At 34.3% G+C, this 23,045-nt stretch carries 23 protein-coding genes and 2 tRNA genes; 5 read left to right on the forward strand and 20 right to left on the reverse strand.

Going from position 1 to position 23,045, the window contains the following annotated elements; all coding sequences use genetic code 11:
* Positions 1-3: 3 nt before the first annotated feature.
* The 10 genes from J3U09_RS01380 to J3U09_RS01425 all read right to left on the reverse strand — a co-directional run bounded on the left by J3U09_RS01380 (position 4) and on the right by J3U09_RS01425 (position 10,996).
* The gene (locus J3U09_RS01380) at positions 4-2,862 is read right to left on the reverse strand and encodes a valine--tRNA ligase (RefSeq protein ID WP_267356796.1); all 2,859 of its coding nucleotides are present in this window, start codon (positions 2,860-2,862) and stop codon (positions 4-6) included.
* Between the two features lie 182 nt (positions 2,863-3,044).
* A complete protein-coding gene (panC, locus tag J3U09_RS01385; protein WP_065734184.1) occupies positions 3,045-3,890 on the reverse strand; it encodes a pantoate--beta-alanine ligase in 846 nt (281 codons plus the stop codon).
* Between the two features lie 18 nt (positions 3,891-3,908).
* Positions 3,909-4,751, reverse strand: a complete 843-nt coding sequence (gene panB, locus J3U09_RS01390; RefSeq protein WP_267356798.1) for a 3-methyl-2-oxobutanoate hydroxymethyltransferase — start codon at positions 4,749-4,751, stop codon at positions 3,909-3,911.
* Positions 4,748-5,590, reverse strand: coding sequence for a Rossmann-like and DUF2520 domain-containing protein (locus J3U09_RS01395; RefSeq protein ID WP_267356800.1), 843 nt, complete (start codon positions 5,588-5,590; stop codon positions 4,748-4,750). The genes panB and J3U09_RS01395 overlap by 4 nt, the downstream gene beginning before the upstream one ends.
* Positions 5,591-5,856: 266 nt before the next feature.
* Positions 5,857-6,198, reverse strand: a complete 342-nt coding sequence (locus J3U09_RS01400) for a hypothetical protein (RefSeq protein ID WP_267356801.1) — start codon at positions 6,196-6,198, stop codon at positions 5,857-5,859.
* A 463-nt stretch (positions 6,199-6,661) separates the two neighbouring features.
* Positions 6,662-6,967 carry a hypothetical protein gene (locus J3U09_RS01405; protein WP_267356803.1) on the reverse strand — a complete coding sequence of 102 codons (306 nt, stop codon included), beginning with the start codon at positions 6,965-6,967 and terminating at the stop codon, positions 6,662-6,664.
* A 385-nt stretch (positions 6,968-7,352) separates the two neighbouring features.
* Entirely contained in the window at positions 7,353-8,090 is a 738-nt protein-coding gene (locus J3U09_RS01410) for a hypothetical protein (RefSeq protein ID WP_267356805.1), read from the reverse strand.
* A gap of 168 nt (positions 8,091-8,258) precedes the next feature.
* A complete protein-coding gene (locus J3U09_RS01415; protein WP_267356807.1) occupies positions 8,259-8,777 on the reverse strand; it encodes a hypothetical protein in 519 nt (172 codons plus the stop codon).
* Between the two features lie 273 nt (positions 8,778-9,050).
* Positions 9,051-9,509, reverse strand: coding sequence for a DNA polymerase III subunit chi (locus J3U09_RS01420; RefSeq protein WP_065562503.1), 459 nt, complete (start codon positions 9,507-9,509; stop codon positions 9,051-9,053).
* A gap of 8 nt (positions 9,510-9,517) precedes the next feature.
* Positions 9,518-10,996, reverse strand: coding sequence for a leucyl aminopeptidase (locus J3U09_RS01425; protein ID WP_267356809.1), 1,479 nt, complete (start codon positions 10,994-10,996; stop codon positions 9,518-9,520).
* 138 nt (positions 10,997-11,134) lie between these two features.
* Between J3U09_RS01425 and lptF the strand changes: the two genes are divergently transcribed.
* Both lptF and lptG read left to right on the forward strand, forming a co-directional pair.
* On the forward strand, positions 11,135-12,238 hold the full coding sequence (gene lptF / locus J3U09_RS01430; RefSeq protein WP_065734190.1) for an LPS export ABC transporter permease LptF: 1,104 nt from the start codon (positions 11,135-11,137) through the stop codon (positions 12,236-12,238).
* 10 nt (positions 12,239-12,248) lie between these two features.
* Positions 12,249-13,313 (forward strand): LPS export ABC transporter permease LptG, encoded by a 1,065-nt coding sequence (lptG, locus tag J3U09_RS01435; RefSeq protein WP_065734191.1) that lies wholly within the window; start codon positions 12,249-12,251, stop codon positions 13,311-13,313.
* Between the two features lie 191 nt (positions 13,314-13,504).
* Here the strand turns inward: lptG and msrB are convergent, their stop codons facing one another.
* Genes msrB through msrA form a run of 3 tightly spaced genes read right to left on the reverse strand, consistent with a single transcriptional unit; the run spans position 13,505 to position 15,071 of the window.
* Positions 13,505-13,942, reverse strand: a complete 438-nt coding sequence (msrB, locus tag J3U09_RS01440) for a peptide-methionine (R)-S-oxide reductase MsrB (RefSeq protein WP_267356811.1) — start codon at positions 13,940-13,942, stop codon at positions 13,505-13,507.
* Between the two features lie 53 nt (positions 13,943-13,995).
* Positions 13,996-14,520 carry a cytochrome b gene (locus tag J3U09_RS01445; protein WP_267356823.1) on the reverse strand — a complete coding sequence of 175 codons (525 nt, stop codon included), beginning with the start codon at positions 14,518-14,520 and terminating at the stop codon, positions 13,996-13,998.
* A 2-nt stretch (positions 14,521-14,522) separates the two neighbouring features.
* The gene (gene msrA / locus J3U09_RS01450) at positions 14,523-15,071 is read right to left on the reverse strand and encodes a peptide-methionine (S)-S-oxide reductase MsrA (RefSeq protein ID WP_220226141.1); all 549 of its coding nucleotides are present in this window, start codon (positions 15,069-15,071) and stop codon (positions 14,523-14,525) included.
* Between the two features lie 152 nt (positions 15,072-15,223).
* Here msrA and J3U09_RS01455 point away from each other — a divergent pair, with 152 nt between their 5' ends.
* Positions 15,224-15,496, forward strand: coding sequence for a DksA/TraR family C4-type zinc finger protein (locus J3U09_RS01455; protein ID WP_220226142.1), 273 nt, complete (start codon positions 15,224-15,226; stop codon positions 15,494-15,496).
* Positions 15,497-15,557: 61 nt separating this feature from the next.
* Here J3U09_RS01455 and J3U09_RS01460 read toward each other — a convergent pair whose 3' ends face one another.
* Positions 15,558-16,214: a DUF421 domain-containing protein gene (locus tag J3U09_RS01460; RefSeq protein WP_267356824.1), complete on the reverse strand. Its 657-nt coding sequence runs from the start codon at positions 16,212-16,214 to the stop codon at positions 15,558-15,560.
* A gap of 194 nt (positions 16,215-16,408) precedes the next feature.
* On the opposite strand from J3U09_RS01460, the gene J3U09_RS01465 reads away from it, so the two are divergent.
* Positions 16,409-16,924, forward strand: coding sequence for an endonuclease V (locus tag J3U09_RS01465; protein WP_220226144.1), 516 nt, complete (start codon positions 16,409-16,411; stop codon positions 16,922-16,924).
* A gap of 183 nt (positions 16,925-17,107) precedes the next feature.
* Here the strand turns inward: J3U09_RS01465 and aroD are convergent, their stop codons facing one another.
* From aroD to erpA, 6 genes are all read right to left on the reverse strand, one after another.
* Positions 17,108-17,872 carry a type I 3-dehydroquinate dehydratase gene (gene aroD / locus J3U09_RS01470; RefSeq protein WP_267356826.1) on the reverse strand — a complete coding sequence of 255 codons (765 nt, stop codon included), beginning with the start codon at positions 17,870-17,872 and terminating at the stop codon, positions 17,108-17,110.
* A gap of 89 nt (positions 17,873-17,961) precedes the next feature.
* Positions 17,962-18,834 (reverse strand): shikimate dehydrogenase, encoded by an 873-nt coding sequence (locus J3U09_RS01475; RefSeq protein WP_267356828.1) that lies wholly within the window; start codon positions 18,832-18,834, stop codon positions 17,962-17,964.
* Positions 18,835-19,334: 500 nt separating this feature from the next.
* Entirely contained in the window at positions 19,335-20,531 is a 1,197-nt protein-coding gene (locus tag J3U09_RS01480) for an MFS transporter (protein ID WP_065734198.1), read from the reverse strand.
* A 304-nt stretch (positions 20,532-20,835) separates the two neighbouring features.
* Positions 20,836-20,911, reverse strand: a tRNA-Gly gene (locus tag J3U09_RS01485).
* Positions 20,912-20,933: 22 nt separating this feature from the next.
* Positions 20,934-21,021, reverse strand: a tRNA-Leu gene (locus J3U09_RS01490).
* A 194-nt stretch (positions 21,022-21,215) separates the two neighbouring features.
* Positions 21,216-21,554 carry an iron-sulfur cluster insertion protein ErpA gene (erpA, locus tag J3U09_RS01495; protein ID WP_065734199.1) on the reverse strand — a complete coding sequence of 113 codons (339 nt, stop codon included), beginning with the start codon at positions 21,552-21,554 and terminating at the stop codon, positions 21,216-21,218.
* 158 nt (positions 21,555-21,712) lie between these two features.
* Between erpA and hemL the strand changes: the two genes are divergently transcribed.
* On the forward strand, positions 21,713-23,005 hold the full coding sequence (gene hemL, locus J3U09_RS01500; RefSeq protein WP_267356830.1) for a glutamate-1-semialdehyde 2,1-aminomutase: 1,293 nt from the start codon (positions 21,713-21,715) through the stop codon (positions 23,003-23,005).
* Positions 23,006-23,045 lie beyond the last annotated feature (40 nt).

Below are 23,045 nucleotides of genomic sequence, written 5' to 3' on the forward strand. Positions count from 1 at the left end.
TCCTTAAAGACTTTTTATTGCTTCATACTGCTCTTGTAATTTAGCTTTGTCAGCAACATAGCCTTGTTGTTTCTCTTTCTCTTTAGCCACTACAGCTGCTGGTGCTTTATCAACAAAGCTAGCATTGGAAAGCTTGTTATCAATACGTGCAATTTCGCCTTCAATGCGAGCTATTTCTTTTTGAAGTCGAGCTAGCTCATCATCTTTATTGATCAAACCAGCCATTGGAATAAGTAGCTCTGCACCATCAACCAATTTGGTTACCGATAATGGCCCTGCTTCACCTTCATCTAACAAGACAATTTCTGATAATCTTGCTAAAGACTCTATAAAGGTGACATTGTCACTAATAATCCGATGCACCGTCGGTGATGCTTTTCTGATCAATAATTGTAACGGTTTGCTTGGCGCAATATTCATTTCAGCACGAATATTACGAACAGCGATAACGGCATCTTTAATCCAATTGATATCAGCAACTGCTTCATTATCAACTAATTTGCTATCAAAGGCTGGCATTGGTTGTAACATAATAGTATCTGCTTTGATGGCCATTAATGGTTTTACACTTTGCCAAATAGCTTCAGTTATAAATGGAATGATTGGATGAGCCAAACGCAAGAGTGCTTCAAGGACTGTTACTAACGTATGACGAGCTGCTCGTTGTTGATTTTGCTCGCCATTAGCTAATACTGATTTGGTTAACTCCAAATACCAGTCACAGAACTGATTCCAAGTAAATTCATATAAGATATTAGCCGCTAAATCGAAACGATAAGTATCAAATGCTTCGCGGTATGTTTTCACCGTTTGATTAAACTCCGCTAAGATCCATTTATCCGCTAATGAATACTCTAAATCACCACCTTTAAATCCACAATCGTGATCTTGAGTGTTCATTAATACATAACGGCTAGCATTCCATAGTTTATTACAGAAATTACGATAACCTTCTAAACGTTTTAGATCCCAATTAATATCACGACCAGTGGACGCCAGTGCGGCTAAAGTAAAACGTAATGCATCAGTACCGTGAGCTTCAATGCCATTAGGGAACTGTTTTTCAGTACGTTTGGCAATTTTTTCAGCAAGCTGTGGTTGCATCATGTTACCAGTACGTTTTTCTAATAAATCGGCAAGTGATATCCCATCAATCATATCTAAAGGATCGATAACATTCCCTTTAGATTTTGACATTTTTTGCCCTTCTTCATCACGAATCAAGCCAGTTACATAAACTGTTTTGAAAGGTACTTGAGGTTTGCCATGTTCATCTTTGATGAAATGCATCGTCATCATAATCATTCTTGCGACCCAGAAGAAGATGATATCAAAACCAGTTACAAGAACATTCGTTGGATGGAAAGTCGCTAAATCATCGGTCTTTTCTGGCCAACCTAAGGTTGAGAATGTCCACAGCGCTGATGAGAACCAAGTATCAAGTACATCATCATCTTGTGATAACTCGATATCAGCAGATAGACCGTTTTCACGGCGAACTTCAGCTTCGTCACGACCAACATAGACATTACCTTGATTATCATACCAAGCCGGAATTCGGTGTCCCCACCATAATTGGCGCGAAATACACCAATCTTGGATGTCATTCATCCATGAAAAATACATGTTTTCGTACTGTTTAGGTACAAATTGAATATCGCCATTTTTTACAGCAGCTATTGCTGGTTCAGCTAAGACTTTAGCGCGAACATACCACTGATCGGTTAACATTGGTTCAATGACCACGCCACCACGATCACCATAAGGAATGGTGAGATCATGTGGTTCAATTTTTTCTAAAATACCTTGAGCTTCACACTCTGCAACAACTAATTTACGTGCAGCAAAGCGTTCTAAATTTTGGAATTGTGTCGGAATCTCAGTTGAGTAAGCGGTGCTTGACTCACCATTAGTATCAAATACTTCTGCTTGCGTACGAATCTCACCACCAAAGGTAAAGATATTAATCATCGGTAGTTGATGACGACGCCCTACTTCATAGTCATTAAAGTCATGAGCAGGTGTGATTTTTACACACCCCGTACCTTTTGTCATATCCGCATGTTCATCGCCAACAATAGGAATACGACGATTGACAAAAGGTAATATAACAAATTTACCAATGAGATCTTTATAACGAGGATCTTCAGGATTAACCGCCACACCAGTATCACCAAATAGTGTTTCAGGACGAGTCGTTGCGACAACAAGATAATCTTTACCATCTGCCGTTTTCGCACCATCCGCTAATGGGTAACGCAAATGCCACATTGATCCTTTAACTTCACGATTTTCAACTTCAAGATCTGAAATTGCTGTGCGTAATTTTGGGTCCCAATTCACTAAGCGTTTACCGCGATAAATCAAATCTTCTTGATAAAGTCTTACAAAAACTTCTTTAACAGCATTAGAAAGGCCTTCATCCATCGTAAAACGTTCACGATCCCAATCAACAGAATCACCTAAACGTCTCATCTGCTTAGTAATACTTCCACCTGATTCAGCTTTCCATTGCCAAATTTTTTCGATAAAAGCATCTCGACCATAATCATGGCGAGTTTTATTTTCTTCAGCGGCAATTTTACGTTCTACCACCATTTGGGTAGCAATACCTGCATGGTCAGTACCTGATTGCCAAAGCGTGTTATTACCTTGCATACGGTGATAACGAATTAATGCATCCATAATAGTTTGTTGAAATGCATGTCCCATATGCAAACTACCCGTTACGTTTGGTGGTGGAATAGCAATGCAATAACTAGGCTGAGATTTGTCACCATTAGGCTTAAAGTAACCACTTTCTTCCCAATGTTGATAGATAGGTTGTTCGATTTCTTGTGGATTATAAGTCGTATTTTTCATAATAAAGGGATCAATCCTAATTCAAGGCATAAAAATGGCTATTATTCTACAGTAAAAAGACATAACAATAAATTGCTAGACGAATAAAGTCGTTGATTAAATCGATTTTCCTAGACGGTAGGAATATGGTAAACAAAAGATCGCTTGTCGATAAGCGATCTTTTATCTCAATAAATGGATTGTTAATGATGATAAATAAAATTATCGATCAATCTAGTTTTACCAATATAAACCGCTAAAGCGCATAGACTATCTTGCTTTAATACATCAACATTGGTTAACGTTGCAAAATCAACAAATTCAATATAGTCAATTTTAGCTAATGGTTCATTATTTATCACGTTTTGCATGGCCTTTAAGATGGTCGCAACTGATTTTTCACCCGCCTTGATCATTTGCTTAGCCTGTTCAATTGAACGATATAAGCAAATAGCGGCTAGGCGTTCTTGTTCAGACAAATAGCTATTGCGCGAACTTTTAGCCAGTCCATCACTTTCACGCACAATCGGGCAACCAATAATTTCGATGGGAATATTGAGATCTTGTACCATTCGTTGAATGACGGCTAATTGTTGCGCATCTTTTTGTCCAAAATAGGCACGATCAGGTTGAGTAATATTAAATAGTTTGGTGACAACTGTACAAACACCTTTAAAATGTCCTGGTCGCTTTTTTCCACAAAGCGCATCAGTTAAACCATTAACATTGACATAGCTATTGAAATTCGCATCATACATTTCATCGGCGGACGGACAAAAAATCAAATCAACGCCCATTTGCTGACAGGCTTTTTTATCTCTTTCTAAATCACGCGGATAGCTAGCTAGGTCCTCTTTAGGACCAAACTGCATTGGATTAACAAATATTGTAACAATCACTCTTTGATTATCTTTTTTAGCACTAGCCATTAAGCTTTGATGACCTTCATGCAGATAACCCATGGTCGGCACTAAACCAATACTTTCGCCATTGTTACGCCATGATTTAACCTGATCGCGAACTTCATCGATAGTGGTTATAACTTTCATGTTTATTATCCTTCCAAGCTAGTTTGAAAATTCAGATTTGAGTTTGGTCATGATCTCATCATCAATAGCAAACTCATGAATAGGTGCAGGGAATTGTTGCTGTTTAACTTCTTGGCAATAATCCGCAAAAGCCTGTTTCATTTGATCACCCATTGGGGCAAAAGATTTAACAAATTTGGACGATACACCATCATACATAGATAACATATCCTGATAGACTAAAACTTGCCCATCACAACCATGACCAGCGCCAATTCCAATAGTAGGAACACTAACAAGTTCAGTTATAAATTTAGCTAAATCAGCAGGTACACATTCGAGTAAAATTGCCGCAGCGCCTGCCTGTTCAACAGCTAAAGCATCTAAAATAATCGCTTTGGCTGCTTCATAATTCTTACCTTGTACTTTGTAACCACCTAATGCTAATACTGATTGTGGCATTAAGCCAATATGAGCAATGACAGGTATTGAGGCTTGAGCGATCATCTTAATATGCTCACAAAATGCTTGTCCACCTTCAAGCTTCACCGCCTGGGCATTCCCTTCTTGTATCAACCGCCCAGCATTATGCACGGCATCATAAACAGATGCATGGTAAGACATAAACGGTAAATCGGTTACAACCAATGCTTTTTTAGCGCCTTTTGCCACGGCTTTAGAGTGATGAATCATATCGTCCATAGTGACTGATACTGTGCTTTCATAACCCAGCATAACCATACCTAAAGAATCACCTACTAATAGACAGTCGACACCGCTATCATCCATCAATTTTGCTGTCGTATAGTCATACGCGGTTAGCATGGTGATCTTTTCTTGATTTTGTTTGCGTTGTTGTAAAGTCAAAATTGTATTTTTCAAGGTAACAGCTCCATTTCTAATTGATGATAATCCCTATCCGGATGTTTTTGACGACTGATATTAAGCAAAATAGTCGATAATTGTTGATAAATTGGTTTGAGCTCATCTGGCATTGCCATCATATGTTGCTTAATGGTTTCAATATCGTTACGCTCCACAGGTCCAGTTAATGCATCTATGACTCCCGCTTTACAAATGTTGTTGGCATTACCAAGAAATAGCGGATGCCAAGCTTGTTCAGAAAACTCTTTATCTAATCCACATTGATTAAGTAAATCTACACCTATTTGTACGAGAGCTAGCACTTGATTACTTAGCATGACACAAGCAGCATGATATAGTGGCTTTTTATTTGCTGAAAGAATTGCTAAGCGATTAGGTAATAGCGCTAAAAAACGTTGTAATTGGTCGATAATAGCTTTATTTGCTTCGAGCGTAAAAGAGACGTCCGACATAGTATTATAGCAATCGAACTTATCATAAATAGCGTATAAAGGGTGTAATGAAAAAGCGAATGGATGCACAACTTTATTTTGCTGAAATATGTGTGATGTCAATAAGCCACTACAATGACCGATCCACTTATTGGTAATAGGTAATTGACATAATTCATGCCAGACAGAAGCAATTTGGCCATCAGCTACTGTCACCAATAAACAATCGCAATTATTCACTAAATCAGCTAAAGATGAATAAGCATAAGATTTAGTAAAATCACTAGCTTGTTTAGCGTGTTCATAAGTTCGGCTATAAAAACCTGCAACTTGTAAACCCGATAAACTAAAATATTTCGCTAGTGTGCATCCAACTTTACCAGCTCCGATAAAACCAATATTCATTATTAATAACAAAATTTAAACAAAGCGGCATTATAGCCTAATTTGATTGAGATTCAATTTTTAACCCAAAAACAAGAAAATATTCAAGAACTACTCACTAATTAAACCTCAAAAACCCCGCTCCTCAACTTTTTTTCATCAATTTTAAAAAGCAATATATGCGACTCTGCAAGAACTACTCGCTAATTAAACCTCAAAAACCCCTCTCCTCAACTTTTTTCATCAATTTAAAAAGCAATATACGCAATTAAGAATGATGAATATAATTATTTTTCAGGATAGTCAGTCAATTGAAGATTTTGGTATTGTTTAGTATTTTCATTCCATTCTTCCAAGCTAAATCGACAAACATAGCCTTTTTCGTTTGATCTTGAATCAATTGCGCCGATAATTATTAAATAATCTTTCCCCTCTTTTGGTGTAAAAACGAATTTCTTTTTATTCCATTCACATGTAGATGGAGGCGTATGAGAAGAACCAATCCCGAGAAAACCAGGCACATAATGTCCATTTCGTCCGAAATCTATATCAAAAATAAAAGGTTTATTGGGAACGACATTAATTTGAGATAAAGGTTTGAAATCGACCTTAGGAAGATCATTCTCCAAGATCAGAATTCGATTTAAAAAATCGAAATAATCATTGGGAAGCGGAAATCTAGAAAGTTTATAAATGGGCGGTAGAGCATTTCCAAATCGATAAGGAAGCAGGTTTCCATTAGAATCTCTAGCGTCATATACTGACAAATGATAAAAAAACTGAAAATTCCGATTTGAATAACCGCGAGTCTAGCTTGTTCATCTGTAGGTTCAATTTCAGAATAGAAGAGGCTTTTAGCTAAGAGTTCAGCATACTCTTTGTTTATTTATTCCCATTCTACCGAAGTTGATTTACACGAAATTACACTAAATGTAAAGATTAATAATAATCTTAAAAAGTTATATATCGCCATCCCTGAATTATCATAATGCAATCTTATAAATAAAAAGATAACATATAATTTATTAGTTTATTCTTTTTTTCCAAAAATTATTTGCACATCTATTTGATGAATTTGTATCTTCTTTTTTCTTAATCTTTTTTATCTTTCCTGCTTTCTGAATTAAGTTGTTTTTTACGTTTATCTTCTTCCAATTTTTTATTTTTCTTTGATTCTTCATAGTTTTTGTAAATATGATATAAAATAATACCAACAGCAATGGCGAATAGTAAAATGATAATTATAGAGGCATCATCTCCGTCGCTCCCCCTTGAATGATGACTAGGAGAATAATACATATGAACTCGTGGGATATAAGTTCTGTGATATCCAATCCCATACGCATTTTGTATCAGAGTAATAAAAAAAACTAAAGCTACTATTATTTTTGTTTTCATTATTTGTACATCCTTGTAATAACGAAGTGATCTTATTTTAAGTAATCTTAATTATCTTATTATTATACAATAATATAATTATACTAACAGTTAACTATCTTAAAAGTCATTTTAATGAAAAATACACTGATTCTTTTACAAAGAAATCTCTGAAATAAAGGGTTTTAAGGTATGCGTTTATAAGTCGTTTCAATATTAAACTCCACAAACATTTTTTGAATCTTATCCCCCTTTATTATTAATAAACAATCTTACTTCAATTTGCCTTCTAAAATAAATTTATGCGCCATTTCAGTTATAATGTTATTAAGTTGAACCTTCGATTCACATTCAATTGCATCTTTAAATTTTGGGTAATTATTCTCAGGTAAAATTGGAAAAATAATTATTTTTCAATATAGTAGGTTGATTGTATATTTTGAAATTGTTTTGTATTTTCATACCATTTTTCCAATCTCGATCGACAAACATAATCTTTTTCGTTTGATATTGATTCTATTTTGCCAATAGTTTTTAAATAATATTTATCTTCTTTAGGTATGAAAATGAATTTCTCTTTATTCCATTCGCATGTATATGAGTTTATATGAGTAGCACCAATCCAAAGAAAACTAGGCACATAGTCATATTGTCCACCACACTTGGTATCTATATCAAAATTATTAAGCGCTGCATAAATTTGAATTAAAGCGCTGAAATCAACTTTTAAAAAATTATAATTTAAAATTGTAATTTGTTTTGTATAATCGGAATACTCATTTAGAAATGGAAATTTAGTGAGTTTATAAGTTGGCGGTATAACTGCATCATCGACAAATCGATAAAAATGTTGAATTCTATAAGAACCTCTATAGATTGCTTCATAACGTTTTTTTTTCTCTTCTTCTACTTTTTTATCTTTTTGATGTTTTAATTCAGAATAAGTATAGTAAATACTAAGTAACATACAAGCTGATACAAACGTTAAAAACATAATTATGATGGCATATGTTGTATCCATATCAACCTTTGTATGCCTTGAATGACCGTGTAAAGCAGGAGTATTATGCATCATAAACCTACCATACGCATTTTGTATTGTAGTCATAAAATAAACTAAAACTACTATTACTTTTGTTTTCACTACTTGTACGTCCCTGTGAAGAGCAAATAATCCTTAATTCGAATCAATCTTAATCTTCTAATTATTTAATATATTATTATTTTACTATCAGTAAACTATTCTAAAAATCCTTTTAATTCAAAATACGATGCATCTTCCTACAACAAAAAACGCAAAAGGAAGTTAAATTCAAGGTACACGTTTACAAGTAGCTTCAATATTAAATTCCATAAAGGTTCTTCTTGGATCACAATGTTCGTATTTTGTAAATGAACTCTCTTTTAATTCATCTTTTGAAATAAACTTATACTCAATTTCAGTTATAATATTATTGATTTGATCTATCGATTCACATTCAATTGCACCATTGAGTTTTGCGTAGTTATCATCAGGAGAAATAGGCGCAATAAACGCATAATATTTTGTTTGTACTGCGAATCCTTCTTCATGTTTCTTAATAAGCGCTACATAACCTGTATTATTGAGTGTATAAGATTGTATTCCTTTCAATTTTGAGTCGTAATAATGATAGCTTGTACCGCGACTATCGTCGACTTTACAATCCCAAGTTCCTTCTAGCATTTCAGCAGTAACTTTTTGTCGTTCTTGACAACCAACTAGAGTCAATAATGATATTGAGAGCGCTAATAAATTTTTAAACATTTTACTTTCTGTATAGAATTGACTATTGTCTATTATAACAAACAATTTAATAAATTCTTCATTAATTTAATAGGTTACACATAGCGACAATATTATTCATAGGTGTAATTTGCATACAATAAAGCTTTACCAACCTTCGACTAAAGTCTTTTTATAATTTGTAATGCTGATAGGATTTTGAAATTTTATTGAGCAGATTTTCCAGCTCCTTATGCTTTCTTTATACAGTATTACTGATGCTAGAACTACCTTGCCACATCAGATATAGCCATTCCTTGTAATAATAAATTTATTGATAAAAACCTTATTTTTATAAATTTAAGAACATAAAACAGGGATGGTTTTTAGGTTAAATCCAGCTTCTTTATAGGTTTTATACCTTTCACGGGCTAGCGATTTTTGTTGTTCTTCAATGGGGACAAAGTCAATAATATCGCGGTATACACCAGCAAATTCAGGGTATTGCTCTTGTAGATTGATAAGTAAGTGACGTGAACCATTGCTACTGCGCTTTTGTGGCCAACAGATTTCGACGGGTGATCCGCTTTTCAGACCTTCTCCAGCTAGATTATGGGGAACAAAATTTTCAGTATCGAGTTGCCATAAATATTCATCAATACGTTCGGCTTGAGCTTGATCTTGACAGGCCACTAACACTCGTTGCCGATTTTGCCATGCTTCAACAATTTTTTCACACGCAAGCTTTTCTTTGAATAAAACCCCGGCATCATTGGCTGGGGTTGGGTTTTCAAGTAGATAAAATATCACTTTTTTCATGTATTTACTCATTTTTGGTTAAGTAAGTATTGAATTAACATCGCGACTGGTCTGCCTGTAGCACCTTTGTTTGCACCCGATTTCCAAGCTGTTCCTGCAATATCAAGATGTGCCCATTGGTATTTTTCAGTAAAGCGAGATAGGAAACAAGCGGCTGTAATCGTTCCTCCATCTCGACCACCAGCATTGACAATGTCAGCGCAGGTTGATTTGATTTGTTCTTGGAAATCACTATCAATCGGTAATGACCACGCTTTGTCTCCTGCTTGATTTGAGGAATTTACCAATTGTTCAGTAAGCTCTGCGTTATTACCCATCACGCCAGTATAATGATGACCGAGTGCAATGATACAAGCACCAGTAAGTGTAGCAATGTCAATCACAGTCTTGGGTTGGAAACGTTCAACATAAGTTAAAGCATCGCATAATACTAAACGACCTTCTGCATCGGTATTAATGATTTCAACGGTGGTGCCCGACATGGTGGTTAAGATATCACCAGGACGGTATGAATTACCATCTGGCATGTTTTCACAACCAGCCATCACGCCAACTACGTTGATAGGTAGTTTTAATTCAGCCACAGCTTGCATTACACCAAACACAGTGGCAGCACCACACATATCATATTTCATTTCATCCATACCGGCTGAGGGTTTGATGGATATGCCACCTGAATCGAAGGTTAATCCTTTACCAACTAATACATATGGTTTGGCTTTTTTGTCTTTGGCACCATGATATTCTATGACCGTCATAATTGATTCGTTAGCTGAGCCTCGTCCAACCGCTAAATAAGCGTTCATGTTGAGTTTAGCAAGCTCTTTTTCACCTAAGCATGTCACTTTCAAGCTTGAATGCTGTTTACCTAAACTTTTGCCCTGCTCTGCTAAGTATTTAGCATTGCCGATGTTAGATGGCATGTTGGCAATGTTTTTGGTACTGACAATAGCATTTGCAATAATTTGTCCTTGCGATAATTGACTTTCTACATGCTTGATTGTTTTTTTATCGCTATAAAGTAGCGTTACTTTTTGTAAGCTTGGTTTTTCTGATTTTGTTGATTTGAATTGGTCAAAACTATAGGTTAATTCGCTAGTAATTTGTGGTAGTTGTTTAGCAATTTCACCACTTATTGCAGGATTTAGAGTCAGAATGTCCCAACTTATATTTTTAACTTGTTTAGTTATTAACTCTTTTGTAGCTGCTTGTATCATTTTTTTTGCAGCGTTAATATCAAAATTTTTTGCTTGGCCACACCCTACAACTAATATTTTCGGAGAATTCGGGCTAGCGTATAAAAAGGTGGTTTTACCTAATTCGCAGTTAATGTCACCTGACTTGATCAGCTGACTAATCATACCCTTGGTTAATTCATCTATATCCTTGATTAAACTAGTTTGTTTCTTGCCTAATTGGACAGTTACCACTAAACATTCTTCTTTTTGTAATGTGATTAATGAGCTGTTTTTGATTGAGTATTTCATAGCGTTCTCTTGTAAGATTTTTATGGTGAATAGTAACATTTTATCGGTTCATTAAACGATAGCAACAAAAAGATAACGAAACAACGCAAATCAGATTATAATAGTGCGATTTGATAAAACGGATAGATAGGTAAAAAAGTGATAATTCGCCGATATTTAATTAAAGAGACGATGAAAACACAAGGTGCAATACTGTTTATTTTATTGCTAATTTTCTTTTCTCAAAAATTAATCAGAATTTTATCCAGCGCTATTGATGGCAGTATTCCACGTGATTTGATTATGCCACTTTTAGTGTTAGGTGTGTCGAATATGGCTGATCTTATTTTGCCACTAAGTCTGTTTTTAGGTGTGCTTGTTACCTTTGGTCGGCTTTATTCGGACAGCGAGATGGTCGCAATGCATGCATGTGGGATTAAGAGAAGACTTAACTATCAGGTTGTGCTATTTCTGTGTGTGATCACCTGTATATTCACAGCACTCAATAGCCTTTGGTTTGGGCCTTGGTCTAGTGTGAGACAAGATCAGCTAGTCGAAAATGCCAAGATTAATCCAAGTTTAGCAGGTTTATTAGCTGGCCAATTTCAACAAACACCTGATGGCAACTCGGTAATTTATATTGGTAATGTTGATCATAATAAGCTAGATAACGTATTTATAGCCCAAATTAATCCGAAAAATGCTCAACGCCCTTCTATTATTATTGCTAATAAAGGGAAAACTGAAGAAGATAAAGATGGTAATCAAATCATCACACTTGAAAATGCAAATCGTTATGAAGGCACGGCACAATTAAAAGATTTTAGAATTTCGAATTTTCATAACTATTTAGGTATTATTAAACCTAAGGAGCTAGAAAGCAATGTTGATGATGATAAAGTGGATGTTCAGCAATTAGGATTGCTTGAGCTTCATGAAAATCCAACACCGAAGGCTAATGCTGAATTTTATTGGCGATTGACGTTGATAATTTCGGTTCCTTTGATGGCTTTTTTAGTGATTCCATTGAGTGTGTCAAATCCAAGACAAGGAAGGCTTGCACAAATTTTACCAGCGTTACTGCTTTATTTAGTCTATTTTTTACTTTCTAGTTCGGTTAAAGCTAATGCTGGTAAAGGTCGCTTAGATCCCGCTTTGTGGTTTTATCTGATTAATCTAGGGTATTTTGTTCTGGCTTTGATTTTAAATTGTTGGGATAACTTATTTATGCGTAAACTTCGTTTAAAATTTATTGCGTCTTAAGGGGAGAACGATGTTTTCGATTTTAGATCGCTATATTGGTAAAACTATTTTAAATACCATTGGCATTTGCTTATTTTTATTAATTAGTTTGTCAGGAATTATTCGTTTTATTGACCAACTTAGAAAAATCAAAGTTGATTATGATGCCTTGTCAGTTGGTTTTTATTCTTTGCTAATGGTACCTAAAGATATAGAAATATTTTTCCCTATGGCAGCACTTTTAGGCGGCTTAATCGGTTTAGGGATTTTAGCTTCAAGAAGCGAGCTTATTGTGATGGAAACTTCAGGCTTTAGCCGTTTTAAAATTGCATTAGCTGTGATGAAAACTGCTCTCCCTTTAGTGCTTATAACAATGGCAATTGGTGAATGGGTTGCACCTATCAGTGAACAAACAGCTCGTAATATGCGCTCAGAAAAGCTTTATGGTAATTCTTTATTAGCTCAACAAGGCAGTTTATGGGCGAAAGATGGTAATGATTATATCTATATCGACCATGTCAATAATGATAGTTCTATCTCAAATATTGATATTTATAAAGTTGATAAAAATAAATTACTATCGATTACTCATGCTGATAGCGGAGTGTTTGAAAATGGAAGTTGGACGTTGTCACAAATCGAGATGAATGATTTAACCAATCCACAACAAATAACTGGCACAAACTCACTTACTATGCAGTGGAAAACTAATATCACACCTGATAAGTTGAGTATTGTAGCTTTTGACCCTGATTCATTGTCAGCATCAGGACTCTATCAATATTCGCAATATTTGAAAAATTCGGGCCAAGATACAAAATATTATGATTTGTTATTTTGGAAAAAGCTGATTAAACCCGTTTCAGTTGCAGTGATGTTGTTGTTGGCCTTATCTTTCATTTTTGGACCATTACGAAGTGTATCTATGGGTATTAGGGTGATTATAGGTATTACTTTTGGCTTTATCTTTTATATCGCCGATAATCTTTTTGCTCAAGCCAGTATTGTGATGGGCATTTACCCTATCGTTGGCTCTATGCTAACTAGCTTTGTGTTTTTGTTAATCAGTTATATTTTATTTAAAAGAAAAAATTAAATTATAGCTTTGATCTACTACGATATTGGCATATAAACTTGATAAGTTATATGCCAATTTCATCCGCAATATTCTTCAAAATTTCCTTTACGTATACCAATTAAGTTAAACAATGATTTTGTAGGCTTCAGGCTAAGGTTGATTGGTTTAGTTCGCACCCTTTATTTAAATAAAGGATGCGTAAGATTAATTTATTTAAACAATTTTAAGTAGTCACCATAGCCTTGAGCTTCTAATTCTTCTTTTGGTATGAACTTTAGCGCTGCAGAGTTGATACAGTAGCGCAATCCTCCTAAAGCTGCGGGCCCATCATTAAATACATGACCAAGATGTGAATCAGCTTCTAATGAGCGGACTTCTATCCTACGCATTCCATGGCTGTTATCTTCCTTTTCAACAATTTGTTGCTGTTTAATCGGTTTAGAGAAACTTGGCCAACCACAGCCTGAATCAAACTTATCTAGTGAGGTAAACAGTGGTTCACCAGAGACGATATCAACGTAGATCCCATCGCGGTGGTTAGCGTTATATTGATTATCAAATGGAGGTTCTGTACCATTTTGCTGCGTAACATGATATTGCATTGATGTTAGTGCTGATATAGCTTTATCTTTCATTGATTTGTTCATGTTGTATCTGCCTCACGTTATAAATGTGATATAAATAAACGTTTAAATTTGTGTTAATCATTGCTACTTAACATTGATTGCAATACTTTATCTTTAACCCAAAAATAGTGGTACAACGCACCTAATACATGAAATATAACTAAAATAGCTAGTACATAAGAACTAATCAAATGTAATGAATGAAACATTTGGTGATATGGCATATCAATAGCAGGGATCGATATTAAACCAAATATATTAATGTCCCTTCCACTCATTAAATACCCCGATAATGGCGTAATTAGCAGTAAAAGGTAGATCACTCCTTGAGTGGATTTTGACAAAATTCGTTGCAGTTTTTTGTCTTTCGGTAAGACATCAGGCACACCTTGACTGCGGATCACCATAATTCGCCATATTGTTAATAGCAAAACAAGCACTCCAAAGGATTTATGTAATAAATAGACTATTGCCATTCCACCCAATATATGTGACATTGTCACTTTAATTAAAAGGAGCATTGTTACCATTATGACAAGTAAAGCCGATGTCCAATGAATCCATTTTTGTTTACTGCTATATTGCGGGTACTTTTGCATATTTACTCACTTTTGGTTGTTGACTTATCTTGCCAGTTATCTGCAATAAAATTAGCTCGTCCAGATAATTGATAATAACGGTTATAATGTTCTGGCTGTTTTTTATAGTAATCTTGATGATACTCTTCGGCGGGATAAAATATTGTTGCCGGTTCTATAGCGACATCAATCGGATGATTAAATCGTTTGCTTTCTTCAAGCGCTTGTTTAGATGCGATCGCTTGCTGTTGTTGTAATTTGTTATGATAAAATATTACTGGACGATAAGAATCGCCACGATCGGCAAATTGTCCTTGCGAATCTGTCGGGTCAATTTGCTGCCAAAAAATATCAAGTAATTTTTTATAGCTGATCATCGTTGGATCAAAGGTAATTTGCACCGCTTCTGTATGGCCTGTGTTGCCTTGGCAAACTTGTTGATAAGTTGGATTTTCCGTATGACCACCAGTGTAACCTGAGATCACATTAATAACGCCTTCATATTTGTCGAAAGGTTTTACCATACACCAGAAACATCCACCTGCAAATGTTGCTTGTTCATATTGTTGCATAAAAACCTCCAATTAACTTACATTAACAGAAACGATCTTTATAAAAAATACAACACTTACTTTGCTTTTTAAATGATGTGTTCATATTACTTGAAACTGGTCAAATAAGCACCATATTATTCATCTAATATAAATTTTTAGGAGGTGTAATTATGGCTAGTGGCTGGGCATCTGACGATGCCGTTAACCAACAGATCGAAAGTACAATCACAGATGCTATCGAAATCGCCAGACGCCAACTAAAACACGATAAACCCAGTGCCGAGTTTTGTGTTGAATGTGGCGATGCTATTGCAAAAGCCAGACAAATTGCTTTACCAGGTGTGCAATACTGTTTAGCTTGCCAACAAGAAATAGATAAGCAATTGGCAAAATCTGCAATATTATATAATCGACGTGGTAGTAAAGATAGCCAACTAAGATAACAAGCTCTTAATAAGGGGATTGAGTAAAACTCCTTCCCCTTTTATATTTTTCTTTCCTCAATTATTCTTTACTTTTTGAATTACGGACTTCATCATAAGGGTAAACTAATAATTTACCATCAAACCATTCTGCACAAAAAACTTCATCAATATCTTTATAACCTTGTTTTTTGATTTCATTCTTAAGCCATGTTTCACTTTTGTGGAGTTGTTCAAGGTTGTCTTGACTAATAGCGCCATTTTCAATCACCAGTACTGCTATATCTTTATCTCCTTTCTTGATAATGGTTAAAGATCCATTTAATTCGTACCACACTTGTTTTAATTCACTAAATGCGCAAATTCCTTGAATATTGATTAGCGTTTCAAAATCTCTAACAGGTAAATTCGCTTTTTTGAAATTTTCAGAGATTAGATTGCCATTTTTGATTAATTGTATAGGTTCACCATCAATAGCATCTCGGAGTTTTGAATTTTTAGATTTGATAAATCGTACTAAGATAAGAAGACCTGCCCAAATCGCCACAGCTCCAGCGGCTTCCCACGCAGAAACATTAGCATTAAGTAATGTTCCACCTACCAATGCACCAATAACCATGCTACCAACCTGATCCAGCTGTGACATCGGTGCGATTTGGCTTTTTCCTGATAATTTGACATAAATAAGTAAAATGATAAGTGCAATTAAAAATTTTGGTGCCATTTCAAGTAAATACATTCCTGCCTCCAAGTGTAGATCCAATCTAAACGACCATTGCTTAGCTATCTGGTCTAATCGGATAAATAAAAGATGTATTACGAATTAACTAAATTTTTATTTATTTGAAATCAATGACTACTTGTTTTTTAATAGAGATTAGAAAGTTTAATACGAGAACATTGTTATTCTACTCCAAAAAGGATTTTAAAAAAATGATACTTGCAATAGATGTTTACTATTTAAATGATAAAGCAAAAACTGTTGGCATTTTATTTGAGCAATTTACTGATGGTATCAATGAGATAAAATCTGTTATCAATGATTATCAATCGAATGTTCTGCCTTATCAATCAGGCCAATTTTATAAACGTGAATTACCTTGTATATTAGCATTATTGTCTCAGGTTGATCTCAATTCGATTGATGTGATTATAGTCGATGGTTATGTTCATTTGAATGGTGGTAATCTTGGTTTAGGTGGTCATCTTTATGAAGCACTGGATAAAAAGATACCTATTATCGGCGTTGCAAAAAAATCTTTTACAGATAATAAACAATATGCCATTGAAGTAATGCGTGGTAAAAGTAATAATCCAATCTATATAACATCATTAGGAATGTTACTTAAAGAGGCAGCAAATCATATTCAATCAATGGCCGGCAAATATCGCATACCAGATTTACTGACCTATTTGGATCAACAAACTAAGTTGTTTAAATTCGAATAATACAATAAAAATGGTTAAACAGGTTTATGCTATTAATTCACCTAAATACTATTGATATAGATTTTAATATAGTCTTCATATTAGTCATTTAATATTAATAATTTGAACCAAAGAGTTTATATATTGACTATCTTTCGTTTATCTCTTTTTTTACTTAAGTTGTTTATTAGAACGCTAGAATTTTTAAGCCAAACTTTTATGTAATATATTTAAGATGTTTCTTAGATCTTTTACATCTAGCTGCCCTGGTGCAGATACATTTTTTGCTGCACCAAAAGTGAGGTCTGACCCAAAAGTTTCACCTGCAATTCGGCTAATCGCACCTGTTCCAGCCATTGCCATAGTAATTAGTGGTTTACGTGCATATTTGTCTTTCATTTCAGCTGTTGCAGCAAGTAAGTTAATTACATCTTCACGCGAACGTGGCATTACGGCAATTTTAGGAATATCTACACCAAGATTCTGCATTTTGCGTAATCTTGCTACAATTTCATCTTTTGGCGGAGTCTTATCAAAGTCATGATTGGAGGCTATCACTAAAACGTTATGCTGATGAGCTAACTGGACAATTTCTTCAACATATTTGTCACCAGTGAAAACTTCGATATCGACAAGATCAATTAAACCACTTTTTATCATCTGTTTATTAAGGTTGATATAAAATTCAATCGTAGCAGGATAAACTCCGCCTTCATTAGCGGTACGGAATGTAAATAAAATGGGTTTGTAGCCAATGATTGTTTGTAATTTATTTGCTGTTTGTTTTACTTTTTCAACATCATCAACTTTTTGAAAATGGTCTACTCTCCATTCAACCATATCAAAGTCAATTTTTGTCAAAAATTCAGCTTCATTAACTAATTCTTCTTCTGTTTTTCCTACAATTGGAACAATAATTTTAGGCGCTCCAACACCAATATCTAAACCTTTAACTGTAATTTTTGACATCTATCCACCAATTTATCTTTTCTACTCTCTTAATTTACTGAGAGAATAGTCTGTAGTTATAAATAATTTTAATAAGTTAACTAAAATTTTTAGTCATTAAAGCCCATTTTTTCTTTAACATAATCAATTGGAGCTTCTTTTCCTGTCCAAATTTTAATTTGTGCATGACCTTGCCATAACATCATACCGATACCGTTTAACGTTTTACAACCTTGCGATTCGGCTATTTCTAATAATTTTGTTTTACGTGGACTGTAAATACAATCGGTTACGACGAGATCTTTTCTTAGCATAGTTGGATCGGTAATTAAGCTTTTTCCTTCTGACGGCTTCATACCAATACCAGTAGCATTGCATAATACTTCACTTTCAGCAATTTCCTGACGTAATTTTGAGTGATCAGCTAAATCATAAACTACTGCTTCACAGTCAGTTTTAGCATTTATTCGGTTAACTATTTCTACAATTTTGTCAAAGCATTCATCTTTTTGATTAAAAATTGAAATCTTTTTAACGCCATCTAATGCGGCTTGTACGGCAATAGCACTTGCAGCACCGCCTCCACCAAGTAAAGTCAACTTTTTACCTATAACATCAACACCCGCCTCTTTTAATGAGCGCATATATCCTATTCCATCAGTATTATATCCGGTTAATACTCCATCATCATTTGAAATGGTATTACAGGCTCCAATAAGCTCTACTGCTGGTGTTAATTTATCTAAATATTGGCACACGAGTTGTTTATTCGGCATTGAAACAGCACTACCGCGTAAACCTAATGCACGTAAGCCTTTTATAGCATCAGGTAATTGTTCTTGCGTCACTTCAAAAGCTAAATAGACATAGGGAATATCTAATTTAGAGTAAATTATATTTTGCATTTTTGGTGATAAGCTGTGCCGAATTGGATATGCCATTAATCCAATTAATAAAAAGTGTCCATCAATATTAGCTCTCATGCTTCTCTCCAATTATTAATGATTAAAATTCAGCGAGTTTTTTAAGTAATCTTTTCGTATCTTATTGATACATTTTTGCTCGTTCAATTGGAGAATGACTCAATAAAAATTCATCATCACTACGCTAAATTGAAATTGGCATTTCATGTAAAGATTTTAGTAATGTTATTACCTCAATACCACCTCGCTCGGTGATAATTGATAATTCTTGCTTAATAAAGTAACTCCTAACTGTTATTAAGCTTTTCTCAAATTATATAATCGCATTTGATAATTCTTAGATGTTTTTTCAAACCTAGGATTAATACTAAAAACACCAACACTAAGCCATAAAAAACACGAAAATCAGCGATAAATACTTTCCAGTATTATTTTGATGTTTAAGATAACTTTCTAAAAATTCTAGGCTTACTAATTTACCATTTTTTTTACTTTAAATTACTTATCATCGTAAAGCACCTTATCGTGATAAGGTGCTTTTTTAGTATTGCTGAAAGTAATTAAATTTTATTCATATCAATAACTTTTTTGAAACGTGAATAAACAATTAATCCTAATATGACACTTGATAATGCAACAACTAGATCGACTAAGATAGCATAGCTAACATTGATTAATGCTAACTTAGGGACTATTAGGGGAATGACAATAAATGATAAACCACTGAAAGTATACATTGTTCCAACTGCAAACCCTTTACGATCAGGAAATAGCTGCTGCATAACAACTAAGGTGAGTTGTAATATACCTCCTGCTGCTGTTAATCCCATTCCTATTGCCACAATTAAACTCATTGTAGGATTAAGATTAAATAAAAACATTAATAAAGTTAATGCAGAAAGTAACGGCAATATAATAATGCAATAAATTGGTTTTATGAATTTTTTAACAATATAGGCTGTTGTAAACACAGAAATTATTGATGCAGTACTATAATAACTGATCAATTGTTTGGAAGCGATTGGTTCCATTCCTATACCTTTCTCTGCAATCGCAGGTAGCCATTGTAAAATGATGACAAAGGTTGCAGTGGTGGTGAAGCCCATAATTATTAATAAAATACCTTCAAAGAAAATATTCGGTTTACCAATGAAATAGTCACTATGGCCTTCATTGCCACAAATAACTGTATTTTTGGAAGGAAATGTTCTTGGCGCTAAAAGTAAAAAATTAATAATGATAAAAGTAACAAAACCGATGAAAGCATAGCCATACCATAAATCATAAGCATGAAAGAATGTAACAATGAATGGTAAGACTAACGTTCCTATTGAAATAAATGCTTTAATTAAAACACTTGCAGTACCTGCCGAACGAGGAAAGCATTCGGTTAAAGCAGGCATGGAGCCGGTATCTAAAAATGAGTTTCCAGCACCAATAAACATAGCCAAACAAAATGCAACATGTATATTGTGACAAAAGAGAGTCCCAACGAAAAAAATAATATAACAAGACATGCCCATAAGGATAAATGGTTTGCGTCCAAATTTATCAGATAGTATTCCTCCAATAAACATTAATAATATTTTTCCATATCCTATTCCTGATGCAACGTAACCAATACCTATAACATCATCAGTTTTTAATTGTGCAGAAATTTCGACAGAAAATTGCATAATTACTATTAAAGCAATACTTTGAATAATGTAATTAGCATAGATAGAGCCAGCTATCGAATATGAGCTGTGATTACTCATTAGTTAATACTCCAATACAAATTTAAAAATCTTATAAAACTAACTGGCTCAATATTAGCGGTAAAAGTATCTGAATAAAAGGAAAAATAATCTTTGAAATAGTTTTATTAATTAATTATTGTTAATTTAGATAAATTTTTTAAATAATCATCTCAGAATTGAAAAATGAAGGAGCATTTTTTAAAAGATTATAAAAAATTGAATATTTCTAGCTATGAAAAAAATCTAGATAGTTTATTTGTAATACGAATTGAGTAATGAATTTCAATGATAAATTTGATTGAGGATAATGATTGAAAAAAATTGGAGCGGGAAACGAGGTTCGAACTCGCGACCTCAACCTTGGCAAGGTTGCGCTCTACCAACTGAGCTATTCCCGCTTACAAAAAAAAGTGTTTTTAATGGTGCCCGGGGCGAGACTTGAACTCGCACGGCCAAAAAGGCCGAGGGATTTTAAATCCCTTGTGTCTACCGATTTCACCACCCGGGCTCAAAACTTATTACCGAAAGGTAACTGCGTTTTGGATGCTGTGCATTTTACCTATCTTAAAATTTACGTCAATAAAAAAATTAAAATAATTGTCTAACTGCTCAATGTTTGTCACATTTAAGGAAATTTTAATCAATTCCCTTAAAATTTGGATTTAATATAAATAAAAATTTTGGCTAATGTTTTGTTACTAATTAGACGCTGAAAGATGATCCACAACCACAGGTTGTAGTTGCGTTTGGGTTATCAACAACAAAACGAGAACCCTGCAATCCTTCAATATAGTCTATAGTGCCTCCAACAAGATATTGTAAACTCATAGGGTCAATAATAAGTGAGACACCATTTTTTTCGATCGCCAGATCATCTTCATTTACTTTTTCATCAAATGTGAAACCATACTGGAATCCACTACAACCACCACCAGTGATATAGACTCTTAATTTAAGATTTGGATTTTCTTCTTCCGTTACTAAAGTTTTTACCTTGTTTGCAGCAGCATCAGTAAAATTAATGGGTAACGCATCGCTCATTTTATTCTCCTACTTTAAGTACTGATATATTATATACTCTTGAAAAAATAAAATACAAAATGAAAACATCAATTAGTTAAATTTGTAATAGCTTGCTTGAATTTAAGTTAATTTTATGAATAAATACGACAACAATTACTATAAAGAAGACCATAATTATGCTTAAAACATTTAAATCTGAAATACTTTACCGCGAGGCAATGGCTTTTATGCCAGGTGGTGTTAATTCACCTGTACGTGCTTTTAATGGAGTTGGTGGTACGCCATTATTTATAGAGAAAGCTAATGGTGCTTATATTTATGATGTTGATGAAAAAGCTTATATTGATTATGTCGGATCTTGGGGACCTATGATTTTAGGTCATAATGACCCTGATGTTGCCAATGCAGTTATTAACGCTGTTCGTAATGGTTTGAGTTATGGTGCGCCAACCGAAATCGAAACAAAAATGGCTAACCTAGTTACACAATTGATTCCATCAATAGAAATGTTACGTATGGTGAATTCAGGCACTGAGGCAACTATGAGTGCAATTCGCCTTGCACGAGGCTATACAGGACGTGACAAAATAATCAAATTTGAAGGTTGTTACCATGGACATGCTGACTATTTGCTTGTTAAAGCCGGTTCTGGTGCGCTCACTTTTGGACACCCTACTTCACCGGGTGTGCCTGAGGATTTTGTTAAACATACATTAGTTTGTGATTATAACGATTTAGAATCAGTAAAAAAACAATTTGAGCAATATCCTAATGAAATTGCTGCAATTATTATTGAACCTGTGGCAGGCAATATGAATTGTGTCCCAGCTAAAAAATCGTTCTTACAAGGATTAAGAAGCTTGTGTGATACTTACGGGGCTTTATTAATTATTGATGAGGTAATGACTGGGTTTAGAGTTGCACTTGGCGGAGCTCAAGAATATTATGATTTAGTTCCTGATTTGACTTGCTTAGGTAAGATTATAGGTGGCGGTATGCCTGTAGGTGCTTTTGGCGGGCGTGCTGAAATTATGCAACAATTAGCACCAACTGGACCAATTTATCAAGCAGGAACACTTTCAGGGAATCCTGTTGCTATGGCAGCGGGTTATGCCACGTTGACCAAGTTAATGGATGTTGGTATTTATTCAGAGTTAGAAGAAAAAACTACCTCACTAGTTAATGGCCTATATGCAGAAGCAAAACGATATAATATTCCGTTTGTGGTTAATCATGCAGGAGGAATGTTTGGATTTTTCTTTACAAATGCTTTAGAAGTGAGCAGTTATAAGGATGTAATGAATTGTGATGTTGAATTATTCAAAAAATTCTATCATCATATGCTCGCCGAAGGGGTTTACTTTGCGCCTTCAGCTTTCGAAGCAGGTTTCATGTCACTTATGCACACAGATAAAGAAATCGATCATACGATTGATGCAGCAAGTCGTTTTTTTAAAAACATAAGTTAATTTGATAAAATATAGTAAATTATACCCATAGCGATTAAAA

The organism is Gilliamella sp. B2889, from assembly GCF_026536885.1.
Lineage (GTDB): Bacteria > Pseudomonadota > Gammaproteobacteria > Enterobacterales > Orbaceae > Gilliamella > Gilliamella apicola_E.

Coding starts and splice junctions, on each gene's coding strand:
- J3U09_RS01380 (WP_267356796.1), bottom strand. CDS start 2,862: ATGAAAAATACGACTTATAATCCACAAGAAATCGAACAACCTATCTAT.
- panC (WP_065734184.1), bottom strand. CDS start 3,890: ATGAAAGTTATAACCACTATCGATGAAGTTCGCGATCAGGTTAAATCA.
- J3U09_RS01395 (WP_267356800.1), bottom strand. CDS start 5,590: ATGAATATTGGTTTTATCGGAGCTGGTAAAGTTGGATGCACACTAGCG.
- J3U09_RS01405 (WP_267356803.1), bottom strand. CDS start 6,967: ATGAAAACAAAAATAATAGTAGCTTTAGTTTTTTTTATTACTCTGATA.
- J3U09_RS01420 (WP_065562503.1), bottom strand. CDS start 9,509: ATGAAAAAAGTGATATTTTATCTACTTGAAAACCCAACCCCAGCCAAT.
- J3U09_RS01425 (WP_267356809.1), bottom strand. CDS start 10,996: ATGAAATACTCAATCAAAAACAGCTCATTAATCACATTACAAAAAGAA.
- lptG (WP_065734191.1), top strand. CDS start 12,249: ATGTTTTCGATTTTAGATCGCTATATTGGTAAAACTATTTTAAATACC.
- msrB (WP_267356811.1), bottom strand. CDS start 13,942: ATGAACAAATCAATGAAAGATAAAGCTATATCAGCACTAACATCAATG.
- J3U09_RS01445 (WP_267356823.1), bottom strand. CDS start 14,520: ATGCAAAAGTACCCGCAATATAGCAGTAAACAAAAATGGATTCATTGG.
- msrA (WP_220226141.1), bottom strand. CDS start 15,071: ATGCAACAATATGAACAAGCAACATTTGCAGGTGGATGTTTCTGGTGT.
- J3U09_RS01455 (WP_220226142.1), top strand. CDS start 15,224: ATGGCTAGTGGCTGGGCATCTGACGATGCCGTTAACCAACAGATCGAA.
- J3U09_RS01460 (WP_267356824.1), bottom strand. CDS start 16,214: ATGTATTTACTTGAAATGGCACCAAAATTTTTAATTGCACTTATCATT.
- J3U09_RS01465 (WP_220226144.1), top strand. CDS start 16,409: ATGATACTTGCAATAGATGTTTACTATTTAAATGATAAAGCAAAAACT.
- aroD (WP_267356826.1), bottom strand. CDS start 17,872: ATGTCAAAAATTACAGTTAAAGGTTTAGATATTGGTGTTGGAGCGCCT.
- J3U09_RS01475 (WP_267356828.1), bottom strand. CDS start 18,834: ATGAGAGCTAATATTGATGGACACTTTTTATTAATTGGATTAATGGCA.
- J3U09_RS01480 (WP_065734198.1), bottom strand. CDS start 20,531: ATGAGTAATCACAGCTCATATTCGATAGCTGGCTCTATCTATGCTAAT.
- erpA (WP_065734199.1), bottom strand. CDS start 21,554: ATGAGCGATGCGTTACCCATTAATTTTACTGATGCTGCTGCAAACAAG.
- hemL (WP_267356830.1), top strand. CDS start 21,713: ATGCTTAAAACATTTAAATCTGAAATACTTTACCGCGAGGCAATGGCT.